The sequence below is a fragment of the Paenibacillus sp. CCS19 genome, assembly GCF_033239625.1.
Classification (GTDB): Bacteria; Bacillota; Bacilli; order Paenibacillales; family Paenibacillaceae; genus Paenibacillus_T.
The window spans coordinates 35,518-51,402 of the sequence record NZ_BTCK01000045.1 but is presented as its reverse complement, the minus strand read 5'-3'; the positions used below and the strand labels follow the sequence as shown (position 1 = coordinate 51,402).

Here is a 15,885-nt window from a genome sequence, read left to right as displayed (position 1 = left end):
GTAATCGTCGCTCCCAGCACACTGTTGATCGTGCCTGCCGTAATCGTCGCTCCCAGCACACTGCTTATCGTGCCTGCCGTAATCGTCGCGCCAAGCACGCTGTTGATCGTACCTGCCGTAATCGTCGCTCCCAGCACGCTGTTGATCGTGCCTGCTGTAATCGTCGCACCGAGTACACTGTTGATCGTGCCTGCCGTGATCGTCGCTCCCAGCACGCTGTTGATCGTTCCCGCCGTGATCGTCGCTCCCAGCACGCTGTTGATCGTGCCTGCCGTGATCGTCGCTCCCAGCACACTGTTGATCGTGCCCGCCGTAATCGTTGCTCCCATAACGCTTTCGATCGTACCGGTCGTAATCGTCGCGCTTTGAATCGAAATGTTGCTGATCGTACCATCCATAATAACCGTAAGCAGGTTACCGCTTGTGTCTGTAGCCAGCGCCTGCGGCTCCAGTGTCTCGTCCCGTCCGAAAATCAGCGTACGCAAATTATCCGGGTTGGGGTTAAACGATGAAAAGTTCGGCATTCCTCATCACCTTTATCTACCATAATCCGACGGACGTCCGGGAAGGCTTCTACTGTCGCGTCTGCGCTTGAAAATAAACTTTAAGCGACGTCGGCTTCTCCGCATGCAAGGAACGGACAGCAAGCCTCGTAAATCGCAAAAAACGGGAAACGGCAATTACACCGGTTCGCCCTGCCGGTATGGTTTCTTCCACATCAGCAGCATAGTTCAGGCCGTCAGGCCCGACTTGGACTTGAACGACCGCCGGAGCTTCTCCCTCGTTAATGACCGCATAGGAGTATACCGTCATATGAGTTGTCGCTTGCGCCGGCAGTGGCATAAGCTCATTCGTTGTTCGCACATTCGGGTATACTTGCTCGACAAATAAACAGCGTCCAGCTCGCTTCGTTTTACAACTGCTGCGATCTGCGAGCTTACAGCTTCGTCGTTGCTTACGCTTCGGGGAGGAATGAGAAGACCTCCCTCTACGGCAGCGGCTGTGTGCACTAGTCATACCATCTTCCCCTCGACGTCCATGCTTCGATAGTTTATGAGCGGCCCAATAGAGGAGGTAACGGCATCTGCCGTCCTTGAATAGGCGAGCTATAGCCGCGATACGCCCGATTGCCGCTTGTGATCCACCGACGCCCGCAACACTTGGCCGCCTTTCTGCATAATATGTAGGACTAACCTTTTACAGCGGGACAATCCTGCCATCCTACTTCACCGAGGCTGCAGCAAGTCACATCAACGCTCCGTTGTGCAGGAAAGGGGCTATCGATCTATGACGAACAATTCGGTATTCAATAACGAGAACAGCCCTGTCTATATGCTCACGAACAATGGGTACGTATCGCCCGTCATTATCTCCCCGTCGGAGTACAGTGCAGCATCGAGCCAGCGCTTATTCTGCTTGTCGACCGGCAATGTGAGCCTCGGCTCCGGCGCCAGTCTTCTGCTCCAGATCGCCAATCCGAACGGCAGCGGACGAACGGTCTACTTGTCGCGCGTTGCAGGCGGGGCCTCGAATACCGTTACCTTAACGGTCGCTTCGGGCGGTATAATCACCGGCGGAACGACACCAACGCCAGTCAACGCCTATCTAGGAAGCGCAACGACCAGCATCGTGACAACAAGGCAGAATACGGGCACGATCGGCGGCACGCCGACGTCCTTCTTCGCTGCAATGGCGGCAGACATCTACATCGTAGAGTTCAATGGGGCCATTATTGTGCCGCCGAACCAGACGCTCACCGTAACGGCAGGAACCGGCTCAGTCACCGCTTCGCTCAATCTCATGTGGTGGGAGGTGTAAGATGCCGAACTATTTTGTATTCGACCAATCCAACAGTTCCTTCTATGGCCAACTGACGAATGACTATGCGGAGCCCGGTGTCATGTCGCCTGCGGATATGGATGCCGCAGTGAACAACCGCGAATTTATAACGACTGCCAGCAACTCGGGCAGCTTGGGGATCCTCGGCGGAACGGTCATCATCACGCTGCAGATCAGCAACCCTTCGGGAAGCGGCCGCACGATGTACATATCGAGCATCACGGGCGGCATCAACGTATCGCTCAGCCTGCTGTCGAGCTTCAGCGGCAGCATTACGATGTACAGCGGCGGCACATTGACATCTCCATCGACCCTTACTCCGTTCAGCACCAAACTCGGCAGCGGCGCATCGAGCAGCATGACAGCCCGCTCCTCGACGGCTGCTCCGACAGGAGCGACAACCATCATGTCATACGCCTTGACACCCGGCATATTCACGCTCCCCTTCGCCGGAAGTCTGATCGTTCCGCCCAACCAGACGCTCACGATAAACGTCAGTGCCTCCTTGACGGTTGCAGGCGTTATGGCCAACACGGCTACCGTAACGTACTGGGAAGTTTAAGAGGTTGTTCAAAAAGTCGTCTTTTGATCACGAAGTGAATCAGGAAGCCTATTCGACGTCGAAGCTTGCGTTCACCTTCGGAGTCCGGAGGTTATGCTTCCGATGTAGGTTTCCGTTGGAAACCTTGTACATGTAGGTGTTGCCTACACTCCGTTCCTCCTGAAGTTATTTGCGATACTCCGGGCGTTACATCCTGAGAGCAAATAACTGCTTCGTAAGCATAAGCTGTTCAGGTTCTCACAATCTTCTCGGCGGACGAAAACCCGACTTTTTGAACTCGTACATTATCCGATTCTCTTATCCCAAAATAAAAACAAGCCGCAGGCGGCTGCCTGCGGCTTGTCATATTTCCCTGTTACTTAAGCAATTGTTTGATCGTCTCTTCCAGCTCCGCCGGCGCTACGCTCGGCTCGAAGCGTGCAACGACGTTACCCTCACGGTCAACGACGAACTTCGTGAAGTTCCACTTCGGATCATTGTCCTCGAGAAGCTGAGGATTATTTTTCTCCAAATTCGCCTTCAACCGCTCGCCACCCTCTGGGAAGCCTTCGAACGGTGCAGCATCGGACAAGTAACGGAACAACGGAACCGCCGTCTCGCCGCGAACGTCAACTTTCGCGAACAGCGGGAACGAGACGCCATAGTTCAACTTGCAGAACGATTCCACCTCGTCATTCGTGCCGGGCTCTTGCCCTGCGAACTGGTTGCATGGGAAGCCGAGAATTTCGAGCCCTTGCGACTGGTATTGGTCATACAACGCTTGAAGCCCTTCATATTGCGGCGTAAGACCGCATTTGCTCGCCGTATTGACGATAACGAGCACCTTGCCTTTATAATCCGCCAGGCTGACTGGCTCACCCTTCACATTGTCCATTGTGTATTCATATACGCTCATTTTCATTTCCTCCTCAACCTATCGGAATTATTGATAATATACTACTTCTCCATTTTGCCCGCGATCCCTGCATCCTTGGCGACGTTATCGCTTCTGAATCTCTTCCACCAACTGCTGCAGCCGTTCCCTAAGCTTTCCGCCTTCTTCTAAGGTAAGCCCCACTTGGCAAAACACGCTCTCCGGGATATGCTCCGCACGGCTCCGGAGCGCCTTGCCCTCCTCCGTCAGCTGGACCAGCACGCTTCGCTCATCCTTCGGATCTCGCACGCGCGCTACGAAGCGCATCGCCTCCAGCTTCTTCAGCAGCGGCGTCAGCGTACCCGAGTCGAGCAGCAAGTGCTCGCCGAGCTGCTTCACGCTCACATTGTCCTGCTCCCACAGAACGAGCAGCGTGACGTACTGCGTATAGGTCAAACCAAGCTCATCGAGAAACGGCCGATACAGCTTCGTCATCTCGCGCGAGCAGGCGTACAGCGCGAAGCAGAGCTGATGCTCCAGCTTCAGCTGGACCGGATAATCTTCTGCCACTGTCACGCTCTCCTTTCGATCATCCAACTAAATGCCTCGCAATTAAATTGCATACAATTAATATGCACTAAAGATACCACTATGCCATCATGAAGTCAAATGCGATTCCTTCCCAGTATGCACAAGCGCCAAAAGGATGATTCCAGCATGCCCCAACTATGATACAATGCAGACAGCATGTCACAATGGATCATGCGAATGACCGATGGAACAAAAGCACGTGATCAAGACTGGCATCATACTGTCATGAACAGGGGGAAGCGTGATCGATGGGATTCGGAACTTTAGCACACACATTCGGCTGCAAGCCACTCGCTGAACTGGCGGAGGAAGCGGGACGGTCGGGCATCGACTTCGTTCAGCTTGCGCTCGCCAAAGCTATCGCGGATATTAATACCGCAACGGGCAACCTAAGCCCTGGACTTGCGAATCATATCGGCGAGCAATTCGATCGCAATGGCGTGCGTATCGGCGTACTCGGCTGTTATATCAACCCGATTGAACCGGACTCGGCGCTGCGCCGCGCGGATATTGCCCGCTTCAAGGAGCATATTCGTTTCGCTCGCGATTTCGGCACATCCATCGTCGCAACGGAAACCGGCAGACCGAACATTTGGCAGCAGCAAGCAGGTGACCGCTATCCGGAAGCAGCTTGGTCGGTGCTTCGCGATACCGTATCCGAGCTGGCCGAGGAAGCAGAGCGGTGGGGCGTAACGATCGGACTTGAGCCGGTCGCTGTACATACGCTTGCCTCGCCTGAGCACACGCTGCGCCTGCTGGAAGAAGTGCCGTCCTCGACGCTCGGCGTCGTGCTGGACCCGTGCAATCTGTTCTCGGCTTCGATGGAGCTGTTCGAGAATTGCGCATCCATCGTCGATTCCGCCTTCGAGCTGCTCGGCGACCGCATCGTTCTTGCGCACATCAAGGACCTCGACGTGAGCCCGGAAGGATCGATCTCCGAGACGATTATCGGTCAAGGCGCATACGACATTGCAGGCTTCATCCAACGGATGAACGCACGCAAGCCGCACATCGATATGTCGATCGAAGCGCTGAAGCCGGAGACGGTAGCCGAGGCACTTGCTTATGCACGTGCGGCGGCACTAGGCGTCGTGACGGTATAATCCATTCTCTATACAATAATAAACAAAGGCATTCTGCTCGCGCTTGAAGCGAGAGCAGAATGCCTTTTTGGTCATGCTTAAGTCGATGCGGATGCCGATGGCGGTTCGTTCTTCATCAGCTGTCGGTAACGCAGCATCATCGCCAGCCGCCATGGGACGAGCATGCCGAATGCCAACAGGAAGAACAGCGCCCCCGTCTGCATCACGCTCACATGCCGCTCCACGACATCATGCAGCGCAATGCGGACGATGAACAATCCGATAATGATATAGATGAACATACGAGACCGGCGGAGATAGATCTGCTCCCCGATCCGTTCGAAGTGCGAAGTCGCGATAAGCGGCGGAGCGAACAACAGCATGCCTGCTGCCAGCGCGTACAGCGCCCATAGCAGCGACACATGGGTGTCCGGTACAACGAACATAAGGAAGCCGGTCGACATGCCGAGCGGCGGAATGATGATTTTGCGCAGATTAGTCGGTTTGTTCGACGCCTTCATTCGAAGAGTAATGATCGCCGCCCCTGCAACTATTGATACAGCCAACGATCCGTATTGAAGCCATTGTGCTGATGAGAGCATTGCCTTTCCTCCTAGTGCCTGCAAGCTGATGCACGATTGAACAAGAATACTTTCATCGTACTTGAAATGCTCTCGTATCGCAAGCGACGAGCGCTGTCTCTCGCGTGAATGGGGCGTGATCGGCCTCTCTATCTGCAGCCCTGCAACAAAGGCCATCCCGCAGATGCGTGATGGCCTTCTTTAACTAGCTCATTATTTGAAGTATGTGACGAGCTCGTCGATCATTTGATTAGCGGAGATGATGCCGCCGGACGTGTTCCAGATCGCGTCGTCCACCTGATGCACGTTGTTGTTCTGTGCGACGGACAGGTTCTTCCACAGCGGATCGTTCATCCACTCGTCGGCAACCTTCTGCGTCGTATCGGAGCCATCCGGATTGTACATGAAGTAGAACAGAATGTCGCCGTCCATGTCTGGAATGCGGTCCTTATTCACGTCATCCGCGAAGCCGTCCTTCGATTGCGCTTCTGGACGCGCGAATCCAAGCTTATCGAGGAGCATGCCCGAGAACGTCTCATTGTAGTAGATGCGAGTCTTGTCCGGCATAAAGCGTACGATGGACACTTTCTGCTGCAGCTTGTCGCCGAGCGTCGTCTTCGCATCCGCAATTTTTTGATCGAAATCGGCCAGAAGCTTATCGCCTTCCGCTTTCTTATTCAGCGCTTCCGCATACAGCTTGAAGTTCGTCTGCCATTCGCCGCGCAGCGTCTCCGACATCACCGTTGGCGCAATCGCGTTCAGTTGGTCGTACACTTTCTCTTGACGCATTTTATTGCCGATGATGAGATCCGGCTTGAGGCTGGCGATCAGCTCAATGTTAGGCTGCGATTCGCCTCCAAGCTCTTGAACGCCTTCCATCTGGTCTTTAATATGTGGATACCATGGGTCGCCTTCGAACGATTTGACAGCGCCAACCGGCTTCACGCCCATTGCGAGCAGCGCTTCTGTGCCTTCATTCGTCAGTACGACGACACGCTGCGGCGTGCCCGTCAGCTTCGTCGTGCCCATTGCATGCGTAATCGTGCGCTCATCCTGCGATGCGGTGCTCGTCTCGCCAACTGCCGCTTCACCATTCGATTTGCTGTCATCCTTCGAACCGCAGCCCGTCGCTACAATCGCGAATACGAGCAACAGTGCGAACATGCCAAGCCAAGTTTTTCTCATGCTTTTCATTCCGCTCAACCATCCTTTATTCTCTCTGTTGATCTAGTAAGTATCTGACAAGTGACTGCTATGTTGATTGAAAATGATTATCAACCTCGACCCTTAGTATAGTAGTACGGTCGTTGCTCGATGTCAACGAAAAGTTTGAAAATGATTCTCACAATCATTGACGCTCCACGCAACAATGCCTACAATTGAACAGTATGCAGCTAACCAAATCGACAATTTATCACGTAGGAGCTATTACGCAATGAACCATTATTTGAAGGGCAACAGACAGAAAGCTATCTTTCTTATATTCAGTCTCGTGGTCATGCTCTTGATTGCCGTTGTTAGTGTATTGTTCAGCGGCAGCCATACGTTCTCGCCGTTTCAAGTCGTTGATGCTTACCGTCATTTCGATGGCTCCAATACCGATCTGATTATCCGCAATGTTCAAGTACCGCGCATGACGATTGCCGCGATTGTTGGTGCAAGCCTTGCGATTGCTGGCGCATTCATGCAAGCGATGACCCGCAACCCGCTTGCTTCGCCTTCCGTTATGGGAATCAATTCAGGCGCTGCGCTTGCCGTTGTCATCGCCTTGTCTGTTGCAGGAAACGCGTTCTCGAACACCTCCCTCATCCTTATTGCATTCGTCGGCGCCGCCGTCACGGCAGCAATCGTGTTCGCACTCGGCGCAGTGGGCAAAACCAACGGCGAGACGCCTATTCGCGTCACGCTGGCCGGATCTGCCGTCGCCGCCTTCGCCTCTGCATGGACAACGGGTATTCTGCTCAAGCAGAACAAGATGCTTGACGATATTTTGCTGTGGATCGTAGGCTCTGTTTCTGGACGAGATCTGAACCATCTGGCGGCTGTATTGCCCTACACTATCATAGGCGTTATCGCGGCGCTGTTAATGACGAAGTCTGTCAACGTGCTCAGCATGGGAGAAGAAACCGCCCGCAACCTTGGATTGAAGATTGGTCTTGTACGCGTTATTCTTACGGCAATCGTCGTCCTGCTCGCCGGCTCTTCCGTAGCCATCGCCGGTCCCATCGCGTTCGTCGGCGTCATCATTCCGCATGTTAGCCGATTTCTGGTCGGTCACGACTATCGATGGATTATACCGTATTCAATCGTACTCGGCGCGACGCTGTTGATGGCAGCCGATACGGTCAGCCGTTTCATATTGCAGCCGGAAGAGCTCCCTGTCGGCGTGGCTACCGCATTGATCGGCGTTCCATTCTTTATCTATGTGGCCAGAAGGAGAAGCTATGCGCAATCTTAAATTCACATCGATTCTGCTCATCCTAATGATCGCGTTGGCGGCAGCTGTCGCGGTATGCGTAGCGATCGGCAGCACCTACATCCCGATCGGCAATGCGGCGAAGACACTCATTGGATTAGGCGATGAAGCCTCATCGCTCATCATTATCAAATTACGGCTGCCGCGCGTGCTTATGGCGGTGCTGGTCGGCGCATCTCTCGCCACCGCCGGGGCTATTCTGCAGGCACTCGTCCGCAACCCGCTCGCTTCGCCTGACTTGGTCGGCATCTCTGGCGGTGCAACCGTAGCTTCCGTTCTATTCCTGACATTCGCCGCCGGCCACCTAAGCATTCAATGGATTCCGCTGTTCGCGATACTAGGCGCGTTCATCACAGCCGCGATTAATTATGCGGCAGCATGGCGCCAGGGAATCTCGCCCCTGAGGTTCGTCCTCATTGGTATCGCACTAGCGACAGCGATGGGCGCGTTGACAACGTTCGCGCTCAAGATCGGTCCGCCGTATATGGCTTCGCAGGCGCTCGGCTGGATGACTGGCACCTTGTACGGCACCGCTTGGAAGCATGTATGGGCGCTGCTGCCTTGGGCCGCTGTGCTGCTCTTCGCCGCAATCTATCTGTCGCGTTACTTGAACGTGCTGGAGCTCGGAGACGAGCTTGCGGTAGGCATCGGCACACCCGTACAGCGCGCGCGGCTGTTTATGCTTGTCCTGAGCGTCGGCCTCACTGGCGCAGCCGTCGGCATGTCCGGCGGCATCGGTTTTATCGGCCTGATGGCGCCCCATATTGCACGTCGGCTCGTTGGTCCTAAGTACGGCAGGCTCATCCCGACCGCAGCGCTCGTCGGTGCGCTGCTGCTGCTCGCCGCCGACCTCGCAGGACGCACGTTGCTGCTGCCAAGCGATATTCCGGCCGGCGTCTTCACAGCTGCGATCGGCGCGCCGTTCTTCCTCTACTTGCTGCTGGCTAAGCGCAAGGGAGCATAAAGCTAGCCTTATAAGGTCTATTTAAAAGGCGATCGCTTGCCGGTAGGAACCGGTTAGCGATCGCCTTTTGTGCACCCTATAGGATCTCTAAGCGTTCATCTTCTGCTCTTCAATCAGCTCGAATAAGTTCTCCAGCAGCACGAAGGTCTGCTCGTACGTCAGTACCCCTTTGGGGGTGAACTGATTGCTGCCGGTCCCCTTCATAATCGACAGCGCGGCAGCACGGTACACGCTGTTCTTGGCCCATGCCGCAATGCTCCTGTCGTCGGTGAAGCGGAATCCGGCGTCCTCAGGATCGTCCTGATTGATTCCGACTATCTGTTTCGCCTGCTTATACAGGTTCAGCATCAATGCCGCTGCTTGTTCGCGCGTAATCGTACTCTTCGGCGAGAACAGCTGCGCCCCTGTGCCTCGAATGATTTCGTTCTGGTTCGCCCACGTAATACGCCAATCATCGGTATCCTTGAATGGGGAGTTGCCGTAACCAACATCCTCTGTATATAAATATTGGCTTGCAGCCGTCTCCAGCATCTGAATAGCGAGAACTGTGAAATCATAACGCGAGATCGGCTTCTGATACGAATGATCGTGCGGCTTGTCCACGAGCCCATTGCCTTTGGCCTTCGCGTAGTCCTTCAGTGCCCATTTGCTTACCTGCTCGGCAGCCGGTTTATCCGTTACCACGATATTGACCCGATTCTGCTTGCCCGTATAACTATCGACCGAGACCCACGTCGTTCCGGCAGCGACGCCTCTGACCTCGCCCGAGCTATTGATTGCAGCAATGGTCGAATTGCCGCTGACATAAGTTACACCACCGGTACGCGCCCCCGTTCTAACGCCAAGCTGAAGCGTCTCGCCCTTATCCAGCTCGATCGTATAACGAGCGACCGGCGACGACAGCATGTTGAAGAACTTCGTACGGAACTGAACGTGGGCGGCTTGACCGTTCTTGTCATATAAGCCGGTAATGGACACATCGAACGCATCATTCTCGCCGAACGCGCCAATTCCCTCCGGACGGAAAATAACGGCGAACGGAATGCCGTACTCGCTCGTCTCCACGTTAAAATATTGACCGGCTGCGTCCGTATCGGACGAGTCCAGCTGCCAGGTATGCCCGTCGCGCACGCGGGTCAGCGTTACTTGGATATCACCCGTACGCGTGTTGTCATACTTGTCGGCGTTAAGCGACACCGACCATGCGTCGCGCGCTGCTAACAATTCCTGCGGGAACCATCCCGCAGACGGCCACCCTACATAGTCATAGTCGACTTCCGATGGATCGCGGTCCGCATTGAATGCGTACATCGTGCCGTACGGATAGGATTGTCCCTTCGCATCAGGCGCGGAATAAACCATGCCGAACATCGTCTTCCGCATAAGCGGATTAAGAATCCAGCGGCGATGGCCGACGATCGATATATTGGCTTCATCGCTGTCGGACATATAGCCAAGCACATGGTTGTAGAAGGTGAGGCTGCCCTTGATCAAATTACTGCCCCATGCACCCGCATATCCGAGGTCGAACAGCGACTGCTCCATCCCCGACGGTTTCTTCTGCGTGTGCGATAAGACACGATTGACTGCGCCTAGCAGCGCTGCTGCCTGCTCTTGTTGTTCGAGTGCCCAGTCCGCCTCTAGATCGTCCGGCAATCCTGCCAAATAACGAACGAAATTGACGGCATGAAGTCCGTCTTCGATATATTCATGCTTGATGGAACCGATCGCGTAAGGAACGGCCAGTTGCGGGATTGTCTCATAGATGTTGCTCGCGTTCATATAGTTCCCGTCGGTACCGAGCGGGCGATAATGGAGCCATTGGTCTACAATGGCCTTCTTTGTGCGGTCTGCAACAACCTGCTGAACATCATGGACGGGTGCGGCGTGTACCTCGGGAACGGCCGATGTCCAAGTTACGGATAACAGGACGATTGCAAGCGGCAGTCTCCAAGGCTTAGTGCGACGAGCTTTCATAGTCTGACAAACTCCCTTTCATCGCTGTGATGCAGATTGCAGCGCGACATTGAACTTCCCTGAATTACCCACTCTTTATGTAGATCGAATCAGAATCAATTAATCTCTAATTATATCAAACGCGTTATACGGATCTGCTATAATTCATTTATTTTACATATTTTTCTTTGTATGTGCAAAAGCCCCTGCCGATCGCATTATCCGCGAAGACAAGGGCCATGACTCAATCGTATATCTAAAAATCGCTATCAGCCTTCCGGCTCATGCTCGAGGTCAATGCCAAGTCCAGCTGCAAGCTGCTTGCCCAGCGGCACATCGGCACGACAGAAGCTGCGAACAGCTCGAAGCTGCGTCTCGTGCGGCACCTGCTGCAGGTCGCTGATCAGATTGTGAACAAGCCAATCATAGTCGCTGCCTTGCATGAGGCGAATGCGTTCGCCAGCCTGCGCGAAGTCGTTCGTCTGCACCGCTCCCGCTTCGCGGCGCGGCATCCCCGCCGACTCGATGCCCGGAACGATCGCCTCGGCGGAGAACACAGCTTTCTCTACCTCGCCGAAATAGTTGATTGGATTCTGATTAAGCGTCATCGTGCCGACTTGGATGAACGGGAACTGCTCCTCCGGCCATATCTTCGTCGGGTCCAGCGGATCGAAAGGCAGCCTGTCAGCTGCCTCCAGCGTCATCACCTGCACATGCAGCTCCCACTGCGGGTACTCTCCATTCTCGATCGCGGCATACAAATCGCGCGTTGCATGGCTGTAATCAGATGCCTGCATCGCCGCCATTTCGTCCGGTGTGAAGTAGCGGGCGCCCTGCTTCGACTTCCACATGTATTTGACATACACTTCAGCGCCCTCTGCGTTGATCCATTTGCACGCTTGGACACTATGGCCATTCATCTGCCGATAGCTGACAGGCGTTCCTTCATTACCGAACAACCAGGTCAGCATATGCACCGATTCCGGCATCTGCGTCAGCAGCTCCCAATAACGTGATGGGTTCTGCTCATTCGTATCCGAAGAGGGCCTTAACGCTTGCTCTACTTCTTGAAATTTCGCCGTTTCGCGGACGGAGACGGGAATATGGCTGCCGATGATGTCGTAACGCCCTTCCTGCGTATGCAGCTTCACCGCGAAGCAGCGTGGATCGCGGACCGCTTCCGGCGATCCCTTGCCATGAAACACGGTGGAGAATCGTACGAGTACTGGCGTCTGTTGCCCTGTTGTTTGAAGAAAGCAGGCCTTCGTATAAGCGGTCATTGCATGCTCCGTTACGAATACGCCATGCGCGCCCGCTCCACGCGCATACATAACGCGCTGACTGCCTTGGCCGCCGGCAGGAGGTGCCGTTATGTTCGCCATCAATCGCTCACTCATCCTCTATATAACCCCTCTCTATGCAAGTGCTAAGCCTTAGAATGCGAATTCATCCGCCTCATTGGACTTGCTATAGATTTAGACTTATTCTAATCCATATATATGAGGATAGGCCGCACCTTCATGCGAAGCGAGTCATGAAGCTGCGTTAAACGGAAGACGAGTGACGATGAAGGCACAAGCTCATTAGACGTAAGTCGCGTTTGACGCCACGTTAAACGCTGCGGCCGGCCGTTCGTCTGCCAAGCGATATCCAACGCCGCGAACAGTCGCTACATATTTCGGGAACAATGCGTTGTCGCTGAGCTTCTTGCGAAGCGTCTTCACATGCACATCCACCGTGTTGCTGCTGCCGAATAGGCCGCAGCCCCATATTTTCTCCGTAATCACTTCACGAGACAGCACGCTTCCGCTTGCTTGAATGAGCACGAGCAGCAGATCGTATTCGGTGCGTGTCAGACGCAGCTCACGTCCATCCCGGTACACCGCCATACGTCCCGTATCGATCATGAGATCTTTGAACGTACGAAGCGTCGCAATCGCCGTGCTTTCTGCGCTTCTTACAATACGGCGCACATGCAGCAGCGCCTCGCTCGGACTTCCCGGCCAAGCGAGCAGTTCCTCGGAAGAGCCCGCCGATACGCAATGGGCAAGCGTGGATTCGGACACAAGAAACAGCGTACGCGCCACGCCTTCACTTTGTGCAAAACGCCCTACAGAGGCGATTGCGGATGCCGTTGCTTTGTCCTCCGCGGACATATCGTATATCATCATATCCGGAGCAAGCTTCTCAATAAGCGCCCGCTCTGGGCACTGGTGCGTCATGAAGACGTCGAAGCCGTCTCCCATAAGCAGCGCTGCCGTTTCCTGTACACTGCGCGGATAGCGGCTTACAATCATAATACGGCGAGGCTTCGCAGCACTTACTTCGTTGGACTGTTCTGTACGGAACAAGATGGACACACTCCTTCCAGCACCACCGATGCGTGATGCAGCTCATAGTTTGTTTCTTGCGCAGCTTGACCCAGCCACTCTGCAGGCAGTTCGATCGCAACCTCGTCGACGCGTCCGCAGCGCTTGCAGACAACGTGATGATGGTCCTCCATTCTAGCGTCATACCTTGAAGCGGCTTCGCCAAGCTTCAATTCTTTGACGAGACCTACCTCCGTCAAATAGCGAAGCGAATTATATACAGTGCCGTATGCAAATGCGTTGCCTTGTGCACGAAGCCGATCCATCACATCGGCTGCCGTTGGATGGTCATGTGCATGCTGGAGTACTTCCAGCACTGCTTTACGCTGCATCGTCAGGTTTAATTTCATAGGGTTCATCCTTTGCTCACTTGCTTTCAATGATTATCTCTTTAGAATTATTATAAATTTAGAATTAGTTCAAGTCAATCTTATTCCGAGGGCGAGGAACATTTACCATGCTGCTTCATCGTAACGAAATTTTGTTCCGGCAAGGGGAAACCGGACCGTTATATCGGCTGCACAGCGGCCTGCTGAAGATCGTCCGCGTCCAAGAGGATGGCCGTCAGCTTGTCCTTAATTTCATCGTGCCCGGCGAGGTCATTCCGCATCATTCGCTTATCTCGCCGAAGGCTTATCACGGTACGGCAATTGCGCTTACGACAAGCGAGATCGAGCTTATACCAGCCGCAGATTGGTATGCGAAGGTCACGACGGATACGGAAGCTGCACTTGAAACGGCGCGCTTGCTGCAAAGCCGGCTGCGCATGATGCAGGAGCGTATTGACCAGCTTGCTCTGCAAAGCCCCGCCGAGAAGCTTGAGGCATTCCGCAGCTGGATCGCCCGCTACCTGCCGCCGAATACGAAGTTGACGGACCTGCTGACGCAGGAGGAGATCGGCCAGTTCGTCGCGCTGCGCCGTGAAACGGTGAACCGTCTTCTGCGGGAATCACAGAGTTAGTACAAGCATCATCATGTCATGCTAATTAGTAGGCTGTCCGAATGCTTCCAACAACAAACAAGGGTGCCCTGCGGTTGTACACCGCAAGACACCCTTGATATTGATTCCTTGTAAGTTTACAGCGTCCCAGCCGGGCCGAAGAATTCATAACGAATGCGCTCGTCCGTTACAACGTTTGCCTTCAGCGACTGCACCATCGCACGCATGAACGGCACTGGACCGCAAATGTAGTATACCGCATCCTTCGGCGTTTCCTCTGCCAGATAAACCGCATCGATCCGGCCTTCAAGGTCGAATGCGCCTGCCGCTCGATCCGCTTCCGTCGGCTGCTCGTAGACGAAGCGCACCTTCGCATTCGCCCCGATTCGTCCCGCTGCCTCCAGCACTTCCGCACGCAGCGCATGAACATTGCCGTTCAGTGCCGAGTGCAGGAATGCGACTTCACGTTCACCTTTCTCAGCTGCTAACGCGTTCAGCATGCTGACCATCGGCGTAAGGCCAACCCCGCCGCTCAGCAATACGACTGGACGCGCATCCTCCTGATCGAGTACAAACTCGCCTGCTGGCGCAGACAGCTCTAACGCATCGCCCGCTTTGACCGTCTCATGCAGGTAGTTGGACACTGCTCCATCCGGACGCTCCGACGTGCCATCCTCACGTTTGACCGAAATCCGGTAGTAAGGCTTGCCTGGTTCGCCGGACAAACTGTATTGGCGAAGCATCGTATTCTTCTCTCCTGGAATGTTCACCTTCACCGTAACATACTGACCCGGTTTGAAAGAAGAAATAGCCCCGCCATCCTCAGGCGCCAGATAGAACGAAGTAATGACATCCGACTCTGGCTGTTTGCGCTCAACGGTAAACCGTCTGAAGTCCTTCCAGCCGCCTTGCGCACCCTCTGCTTCCGCATACATCTCTGCCTCGATGCTGATGAAGGCATCGGCAATTACGCCGTAGGCTTCGCCCCATGCTCCAATAATCTCAGGTGTCGCTGCATCGCCCAGCACTTCCTTAATGGCCGCCAGCAGATTCTCGCCGACAATCGGATAATGCTCTGGCTTGATGCCCAAGCTTCTATGCTTCTGCGCGATAAGTCGAACTGCCGGTATAATCGCTCCCAAATTATCAATATGTGCCGCTGCTGCGTATACGGCGTTCGCCAGCGCCTGCTGCTGACGTCCCTGCTTCTGATTGGCATGATTGAATATGTTAAGGAGCTCCGGATGACGAGCGAACATTCTCGTGTAGAAGTGTTTTGTTATTTCTAGGCCATGCTCAGCCAGCACCGGTACTGTCGATTTAATAATGGATACGGTTTGCGCGTTTAGCATTTCGAATCTCTCCTTCGAAAGTGACTTTTCTCATAACCTATACGAAGTATACCCCTCCATCATTACCCTCGGTTGTGATTGCAATCACATCGATCATGAACATCCCGTGACATTAAATTTTCGTAAGGAGACACGCAACAAATCGCAGCCATGTATCGTCAAGATAACTGAAACAAGGTGAACCGGATGACGCCGTCCTATAAGCGGCGCAGTGGGTTTCAACCGCTTCTTACGACCTAGCGAATACTTTCTTTCAGACATCTTGCTTGCAAGGAAGTGTCACTAACGATAATGCGCACATTACATTCAGGAGGTTACTT

At 54.2% G+C, this 15,885-nt stretch carries 16 protein-coding genes and 1 pseudogene; 6 read left to right on the top strand and 11 right to left on the bottom strand.

What is annotated here, in order from left to right; all coding sequences use genetic code 11:
- Together SBI19_RS24005 and SBI19_RS24000 are read right to left on the bottom strand one after the other, a co-directional pair.
- A pseudogene (locus tag SBI19_RS24005) lies at nucleotides 1–524 on the bottom strand (DUF6385 domain-containing protein); the annotation flags it as partial.
- Between the two features lie 49 nt (nucleotides 525–573).
- Nucleotides 574–864, bottom strand: a complete 291-nt coding sequence (locus SBI19_RS24000; RefSeq protein ID WP_317972056.1) for a DUF6385 domain-containing protein — start codon at nucleotides 862–864, stop codon at nucleotides 574–576.
- A 423-nt stretch (nucleotides 865–1,287) separates the two neighbouring features.
- Here SBI19_RS24000 and SBI19_RS23995 point away from each other — a divergent pair, with 423 nt between their 5' ends.
- Nucleotides 1,288–1,818: a hypothetical protein gene (locus SBI19_RS23995; RefSeq protein ID WP_317972055.1), complete on the top strand. Its 531-nt coding sequence runs from the start codon at nucleotides 1,288–1,290 to the stop codon at nucleotides 1,816–1,818.
- Between the two features lies 1 nt (nucleotide 1,819).
- On the top strand, nucleotides 1,820–2,401 hold the full coding sequence (locus SBI19_RS23990) for a hypothetical protein (RefSeq protein WP_317972054.1): 582 nt from the start codon (nucleotides 1,820–1,822) through the stop codon (nucleotides 2,399–2,401).
- A gap of 355 nt (nucleotides 2,402–2,756) precedes the next feature.
- Here SBI19_RS23990 and SBI19_RS23985 read toward each other — a convergent pair whose 3' ends face one another.
- Entirely contained in the window at nucleotides 2,757–3,296 is a 540-nt protein-coding gene (locus SBI19_RS23985) for a glutathione peroxidase (protein WP_317972053.1), read from the bottom strand.
- An 84-nt stretch (nucleotides 3,297–3,380) separates the two neighbouring features.
- Nucleotides 3,381–3,824 carry a MarR family winged helix-turn-helix transcriptional regulator gene (locus SBI19_RS23980; RefSeq protein WP_317972052.1) on the bottom strand — a complete coding sequence of 148 codons (444 nt, stop codon included), beginning with the start codon at nucleotides 3,822–3,824 and terminating at the stop codon, nucleotides 3,381–3,383.
- Between the two features lie 269 nt (nucleotides 3,825–4,093).
- On the opposite strand from SBI19_RS23980, the gene SBI19_RS23975 reads away from it, so the two are divergent.
- Nucleotides 4,094–4,948 (top strand): sugar phosphate isomerase/epimerase family protein, encoded by an 855-nt coding sequence (locus SBI19_RS23975; RefSeq protein WP_317972051.1) that lies wholly within the window; start codon nucleotides 4,094–4,096, stop codon nucleotides 4,946–4,948.
- A gap of 77 nt (nucleotides 4,949–5,025) precedes the next feature.
- Here SBI19_RS23975 and SBI19_RS23970 read toward each other — a convergent pair whose 3' ends face one another.
- Both SBI19_RS23970 and SBI19_RS23965 read right to left on the bottom strand, forming a co-directional pair.
- Nucleotides 5,026–5,529, bottom strand: a complete 504-nt coding sequence (locus SBI19_RS23970) for a CcdC family protein (RefSeq protein ID WP_317972050.1) — start codon at nucleotides 5,527–5,529, stop codon at nucleotides 5,026–5,028.
- Between the two features lie 192 nt (nucleotides 5,530–5,721).
- Entirely contained in the window at nucleotides 5,722–6,702 is a 981-nt protein-coding gene (locus SBI19_RS23965) for an ABC transporter substrate-binding protein (protein ID WP_317972049.1), read from the bottom strand.
- Between the two features lie 241 nt (nucleotides 6,703–6,943).
- Here SBI19_RS23965 and SBI19_RS23960 point away from each other — a divergent pair, with 241 nt between their 5' ends.
- On the top strand, nucleotides 6,944–7,966 hold the full coding sequence (locus SBI19_RS23960; protein ID WP_317972048.1) for a FecCD family ABC transporter permease: 1,023 nt from the start codon (nucleotides 6,944–6,946) through the stop codon (nucleotides 7,964–7,966).
- The gene (locus SBI19_RS23955; protein ID WP_317972047.1) at nucleotides 7,953–8,948 is read left to right on the top strand and encodes a FecCD family ABC transporter permease; all 996 of its coding nucleotides are present in this window, start codon (nucleotides 7,953–7,955) and stop codon (nucleotides 8,946–8,948) included. The genes SBI19_RS23960 and SBI19_RS23955 overlap by 14 nt, the downstream gene beginning before the upstream one ends.
- An 87-nt stretch (nucleotides 8,949–9,035) precedes the next feature.
- On the opposite strand, the gene SBI19_RS23950 is transcribed toward SBI19_RS23955, so the two are convergent.
- From SBI19_RS23950 to SBI19_RS23935, 4 genes are all read right to left on the bottom strand, one after another.
- Complete coding sequence (locus SBI19_RS23950) at nucleotides 9,036–10,925, bottom strand: S-layer homology domain-containing protein (protein WP_317972046.1); 1,890 nt, start codon at nucleotides 10,923–10,925, stop codon at nucleotides 9,036–9,038.
- A gap of 248 nt (nucleotides 10,926–11,173) precedes the next feature.
- Nucleotides 11,174–12,301 (bottom strand): catalase, encoded by a 1,128-nt coding sequence (locus tag SBI19_RS23945; RefSeq protein WP_317972045.1) that lies wholly within the window; start codon nucleotides 12,299–12,301, stop codon nucleotides 11,174–11,176.
- 186 nt (nucleotides 12,302–12,487) lie between these two features.
- A complete protein-coding gene (locus SBI19_RS23940) occupies nucleotides 12,488–13,255 on the bottom strand; it encodes a response regulator transcription factor (protein WP_317972044.1) in 768 nt (255 codons plus the stop codon).
- Nucleotides 13,225–13,623, bottom strand: coding sequence for a Fur family transcriptional regulator (locus tag SBI19_RS23935; protein WP_317972043.1), 399 nt, complete (start codon nucleotides 13,621–13,623; stop codon nucleotides 13,225–13,227). Before SBI19_RS23935 ends, SBI19_RS23940 begins: the two co-directional genes overlap by 31 nt.
- Before the next feature lie 107 nt (nucleotides 13,624–13,730).
- Between SBI19_RS23935 and SBI19_RS23930 the strand changes: the two genes are divergently transcribed.
- A complete protein-coding gene (locus SBI19_RS23930; RefSeq protein ID WP_317972042.1) occupies nucleotides 13,731–14,234 on the top strand; it encodes a Crp/Fnr family transcriptional regulator in 504 nt (167 codons plus the stop codon).
- Nucleotides 14,235–14,350: 116 nt separating this feature from the next.
- Here the strand turns inward: SBI19_RS23930 and hmpA are convergent, their stop codons facing one another.
- Nucleotides 14,351–15,565, bottom strand: a complete 1,215-nt coding sequence (gene hmpA, locus SBI19_RS23925) for an NO-inducible flavohemoprotein (RefSeq protein ID WP_317972041.1) — start codon at nucleotides 15,563–15,565, stop codon at nucleotides 14,351–14,353.
- Nucleotides 15,566–15,885 lie beyond the last annotated feature (320 nt).